The organism is Bifidobacterium sp. UTBIF-78, from assembly GCF_006408945.1.
Taxonomy (GTDB): Bacteria; Actinomycetota; Actinomycetes; order Actinomycetales; family Bifidobacteriaceae; genus Bifidobacterium; species Bifidobacterium myosotis.
Map to the genome: position 1 here is coordinate 1 of NZ_JFAO01000010.1, position 5,386 is coordinate 5,386.

4 protein-coding genes are annotated in these 5,386 nt (G+C 59.1%); 3 read left to right on the forward strand and 1 reads right to left on the reverse strand.

All coding sequences use genetic code 11. From position 1 onward, the window contains the following. The first annotated feature begins 491 nt into the window (after positions 1 to 491). Positions 492 to 1,670: an ABC transporter permease gene (locus BG22_RS02925; RefSeq protein ID WP_140493040.1), complete on the forward strand. Its 1,179-nt coding sequence runs from the start codon at positions 492 to 494 to the stop codon at positions 1,668 to 1,670. A gap of 56 nt (positions 1,671 to 1,726) precedes the next feature. On the opposite strand, the gene BG22_RS10930 is transcribed toward BG22_RS02925, so the two are convergent. Then, complete coding sequence (locus tag BG22_RS10930; protein WP_219846925.1) at positions 1,727 to 2,788, reverse strand: hypothetical protein; 1,062 nt, start codon at positions 2,786 to 2,788, stop codon at positions 1,727 to 1,729. A 64-nt stretch (positions 2,789 to 2,852) separates the two neighbouring features. Between BG22_RS10930 and aroA the strand changes: the two genes are divergently transcribed. Together aroA and BG22_RS02945 are read left to right on the forward strand one after the other, a co-directional pair. Continuing rightward, a complete protein-coding gene (gene aroA, locus BG22_RS02940; RefSeq protein WP_140493043.1) occupies positions 2,853 to 4,208 on the forward strand; it encodes a 3-phosphoshikimate 1-carboxyvinyltransferase in 1,356 nt (451 codons plus the stop codon). A gap of 151 nt (positions 4,209 to 4,359) precedes the next feature. Then, on the forward strand, positions 4,360 to 5,379 hold the full coding sequence (locus tag BG22_RS02945; protein WP_140493046.1) for a LacI family DNA-binding transcriptional regulator: 1,020 nt from the start codon (positions 4,360 to 4,362) through the stop codon (positions 5,377 to 5,379). Positions 5,380 to 5,386: the final 7 nt, after the last annotated feature.

Below are 5,386 nucleotides of genomic sequence, written 5' to 3' on the forward strand. Positions count from 1 at the left end.
AACATCCTGCTCCCAAAGCAGGCGCGCTACCAAGCTGCGCTATAGCCCGTCGTGCCGTCAGTCGATGAGGAGAGAACGGCACAAATAGTCATTGTATCGCATCGGAGGACCGGGACACGGGATACAATGACGTTTTGGGAAAAGTCCTCTCGCGTGATCGGCATTGAGCATGCTGTGCCGCTTGGGCTGCCGCTTGGTTCGGGCCGCTTGCCCGGTGTCAAGCGGCACGGCCTTGTGGCACGTCTCGTCGACTTGGCTTCTCGGTCTGGCCTGCCTAGCGTAGGCCGGTCCGAAGCTCTCGGCTGACGAGTACGTCGCAGACCGCACACGGGGGGCGGTACAGGCGGACGAGCGCAGCCGGCCGCGCGTGAGGACGGGCTACGGATGGACTGCAACTGCCCGCCGTAACAACTGCCCCGCAACAAGCGCGATTGCGAACAAGCGCGACCGCGGCAAAACCCAACTGCACGCAACGGAAGGAGCACCGCAGCATGGGACGTCATCAACGCGCCGAAACCTATGGTCTGGTCTCCTTCCTTATCTGTGCGGTGGTAGGAGCGGTGTCCATGAACGCTTATATGCAGTACGCGCCCGCCATCTGGCAGCTGACCCAGCGACGCTTCATGGTGGCTTCGGGCATCGTGGCCGCTTGCGGCGTCATCTCGTTCGTCATCGGATACGCCAGCAAGTCGCGCTCGCTGAACCTGGACCACGGCTGGCTCGCGCCGATCCGCCGCATCATCGAGATCGTGGCCCTTTCAGTGGTGTACGCCGCCACCATCTTCCTGTCGTCGTTCGCACTGATGGGCGCGGCCAACGACATGATGGGCAACGCGATCTTCTCCGGCTACATCTCCAGCGTCTGCGCCGGATTCGCCGGCGTGGTCGGCTACATGACGTTCGTGCAGGCGGAACTCATGAACGCCAAGACATTGGCGTCCCTGCTGCCGTTCTTCGTCATCTCCGGCGTGGTGACCGCCGGCATGACCACCGATGACCCGTACTGGTATCACAACAATTTCTCGCAACTCGGCGACCGCACCACGTTCGCCGCGCGCATGTTCAACTCCACGCTGATGCTCGCCGGAACCTGCATCATCATCGTGAGCTACTTCGCCATCTCGGAACTGGTGACCACCGAACGCCTGCAACGTCTCTGGCACGACCGCACCAACAAGGACCCGAACCGCGGCTACGAAATCCCGCATTTCATGTTGCGTACGGGTATCCTCTCGGCGCTGCTGACCGTTTCCGGTCTCGCATTCATCGGCATCGGCGTATTCCGCTATACGCCGCACAACCTCATGCACAACGTATGCGCCAAGGGCCTGCCGTTCGTGATGCTGGTGCTGTTCGTCTGCCTGCCCTGGCTTGCGCCGCGCCTGTCCAAGGCCGTGATGGTGGCCTCCGATCTCGCCGCACTGGTGTGTGCCGGCTTCTGGGCCAACATGATGATGGGCCACAACACGCTCACTAACGTGGAGGCATTGGCCGGTCTCATGTTCCTCGGCTGGTTCATTGTGTTCTCGCGTCAGATCGCGGCCATCGAGGCCGATCGTGTGGCCGCCCAGCTGCTGCACGCGCAGATGATCGAGGGCGGGTTGAGCGAGGAACAGGCCGTCGCCGGGGACGAGCCGCGCATCGAATCGCGTCTGGCCGCCGACAAGTAACGGTGACGCCGGGGGCTGTCCGGCGCAAACCCTTCAGGTGATTCAGGCGAGGCGGTTCAGGCGACGAACCGCAGATACGTACGGTCGTCGAATGATTCCTGTCCCGCGACGAAACCCTTGGTTGAACGGTACTCATGGATAAGCGACGGGTCGTCCCGGCGCAGCCGCGCCAGTTCCCGCTCCGATTCGGTCAGCGTCGGGCGTAACAGGGGATAGCCGTCCGAGGCCAGCACCACCTCGTCGCCGGGAGCGATGGGTACCGTGCGAATCGGATAGGTCGGGTCCGTGAATCCGTCGAATACGAAGTACCCGTACGTGCTGCGCCGGTTTGCGAATCGTGACTGCAATCGCAGGAACGGCATGATCAGGTTCCGCGCGGGGTCGTCGGGTTCTGTCTCTGGTTGGCCGACTCCGTTCGGTTCCTCTATTCTGCTTGATGATTCGTCCGATGCGACAGATGTATCCGGTCCTATTGGTCTGATTGATGATTCGTTCGGCCTGGTTGATTGGGGCGATTCGTGTGATTCGACTGATGCGATCGATGCGCCCGGCAATTTTTCGGTTCCGCTGTCTGATTCGTCCGATACAACCTCGTCCGATTCATCCGGTTCCTCCGGCGACCTCATCCTATCCGGCGCAGTAGCGGAATCCGCTCCGCCGTCCAAGGCCATCGCCTGTGCCGCAAACGATCGTACTTCGCCGAGCAGTTCATCCACACGTTTCAGCGTCGGCGTTTGCACACCGTTGACCATGATCTGGCAGTCACCGAACAGCCACGCCTCTCGATGTGTCGCACTGTAGACTACTGCATTGGCCTGCAACCGTTCCCAAGGCTCGTTGACGAACACCGATTCATCCGCGTCGCTTCGGGCATATTCCGCGCGAAGCCGCCGGTCGAGCGTCATCTGAGTCTCTCGCATTGTGGCATTCCGCGGCAGGGTTCCGACTGCGTCGATGAGGAGACCCCGCGCCATCACGCCACCGCTTGGCCGCCACAGATGGCGCACGCTTTTGCTTGTCACCCCGTCCACCACGGCCGCGAACTCGTCCGTGATGACCAGCCCATCCTCGTTCAACGACTGATCAGCTCTTTTGCCCCGGCAGAACCGTTCGATCACACGCACGATTCCACCATAGCGCGTTCGCCGCTCGATTCTCCGCGAAAACGGATACGATGGGCGCATGAGCGAAACACCGAATACCACAACGCCGAACCCGTGGCCCGCGCCGATGCCGGACGGCCCCATCAACGCCACCGTCACGATTCCCGGCAGCAAATCGTTGTCGAATCGTTATCTGATTCTGGCCGCGCTCAGCTCACGGCCGGTGCGGCTGGTGGGACTGTTGCGTTCACGCGACACCGAACTGATGATGGGTGCGCTCGCCGCCCTCGGCGTGCGCTGCGACGTGGACCCGATCACGGATACCACGGTGACGGTGACGCCGCCCGTTTCCGGCAGGTTCCGGGGCGACGTCGACGTATATTGCGGCTTGGCTGGCACCGTGATGCGGTTCGTGCCGGGACTGGCGCTGTTCGCCGACGGGCCTGTGCGCTTCGACGGCGACGAGCAGGCCTACGCTCGACCAATGAAGCCGGTGCTGGATGGCTTGGAACAGCTCGGCGCCAAGGTCGACTATCTGGGCGAAGAGGGATTCCTGCCGTTCACCATCACCCCGCCCTCTGCTTTGCCATCGGCCGAAGCCATGGCGCAGGTGAGCATTGATTCGTCCGGTTCGTCCCAATTCATCTCCGGCCTGTTGCTCATCGGTTCGAAACTGCCTGGTGGCCTGCGGCTGACACACACGGGGGAGAAGACGCCGAGCCTGCCGCATATCCGCATGACTGTCGCCGATGTGAACGGGGCCGGTGGCGATGCCGTCGCTGAGGAATCCGCGCATACGTGGACGGTCGCGCCCAAGCCGCTGCAGCTGCCGGAAACGGTCACCGTGGAGCCCGATCTGTCCAATGCTGCGCCGTTCCTGGGCGCCGCGCTCATCGCGGGCGGGACCGTGCGTGTGCCGCATTGGCCGGAAGCCACCACGCAGCCGGGCGGTCTGCTGCCGGGATATCTGGAACGTATGGGGGCGCAGGTCTCGTTCCCGGAGCGGAACGGTGTGCGATACTGCGAGGTGACCGGCGACGGCTCGGTTCGCGGACTGGGCACGTTCGATCTGACCGCAGCGGGAGAGATCGCGCCTTCGCTTGCCGCGATACTGGTATTCGCCGATAAACCGACGGACATGGTGGGCATCGGCCATCTGCGCGGTCATGAGACGAATCGCCTCGCCGCGCTCGTCAACGAAATCGTCCGTGTGGGCGGCAAGGCCGAGGAACTGCCGGACGGATTGCGCATCGAGCCGGTGTCGGACGAGCAGCTGCATGGCGCTGAAATGGAGACCTACGCAGATCACCGCATGGCCACGTTCGCGGCGATGCTGGGCTTGAGGATTCCGGGTATCTCGGTGATCAACGTCGCCACCACGCGCAAGACCCTGCCCGATTTCGTAGGCATGTGGGATACGATACTAGGGGAGTAACAGCCGATACTATGTGTCTGCTGGCACCATGTTCATTGGTAAGGCTGGCTCGCACATAGTTCTATCGGCGTTTTTTGTGTGATATTTCGCATTATGCCAACAGTATGTTGCTATAATATCAACATTAAAACGTTTCGACGAAGGGGTCGTAATGGTTGGCATCAAGGATGTAGCAGAACGGGCGGGTGTCTCTATCAGCACTGTTTCTTATGTTTTTTCAGGAAAACGTCCTTTGAAAGAAGAAACGCGAGATAAAGTGATAGCGGCTGCAAAAGAGCTGCAGTACACCCCCAATGCGGGTGCTCAGCTACTACGTGGTGCTCGCAGACATATCTTGGCGTTAAGTTCGCCAATCGGCCGTAGCACATTATTGAGCATCTATTCGAGGTTTTTCTTTGAAACTGTAATTCGAGCAAGAAAATACGGTTACGATGTGCTGTTGCTGGCCGGTCAGCACGAGGAAAAAGAGCTTGAACGTGTGGTGGAAAGCGGACTTGTTGATGGTGTGATTTTGCTAGAGGTTGAAATAAACGATACGCGTGCGGCCATGGCAGAGCGTTTGGGCTGTCCTTTTGTTGCTATTGGATATCCGGAAAACAATGAGTCTATCTATTCTGTGGATATAGATTTTGTGCAAATGGGTTGCCGGGCGGTTGATATCCTTGCCGCGAAAGGGCATCGGGAAATTTTATATATTGGTACGGTGGAGAGTGAATATCGACGTGGAGCTAACTTCCATATCCGGTTGAGGAAAGCACTATCAGATCAGGCGGCCAGGAGAGGAATTATTTTCCACTGTTCATATAATACTGGTGATGATGCCGCAGATGTCGGTAATCTGATTGATGCCACATTCAAATCGCATCCGAGTATTAGTGCGATTTTGTCAGCGACGAATTTGATACATATGAATAATGCGATTGTGTCCTTGCGAAAGCGTGGACTTTCTGTTCCTGGTGATGTTTCATTCATTGCTCTATGCATGCAAGGAGACGCGAACAACCTTGATGTTCCTGTGGATGAATTTCCGCTATTGCCGAGTGAGACTTGCGCGGATGCTGTGGACTTGATGATGAGCGTTCTCGACGGTAATGAGCATAAGCCTGGAGAGGTGAAGCTGATTCCTCCGCATTATTTGGACAGGGGATCGGTCTCGGTGCGTTCGCATTAATATGTTT

Excerpts from the sequence above, each read along its gene's own strand:
- BG22_RS02925 (WP_140493040.1), top strand. The coding sequence starts at position 492 with ATGGGACGTCATCAACGCGCCGAAACCTATGGTCTGGTCTCCTTCCTT.
- aroA (WP_140493043.1), top strand. The coding sequence starts at position 2,853 with ATGAGCGAAACACCGAATACCACAACGCCGAACCCGTGGCCCGCGCCG.
- BG22_RS02945 (WP_140493046.1), top strand. The coding sequence starts at position 4,360 with ATGGTTGGCATCAAGGATGTAGCAGAACGGGCGGGTGTCTCTATCAGC.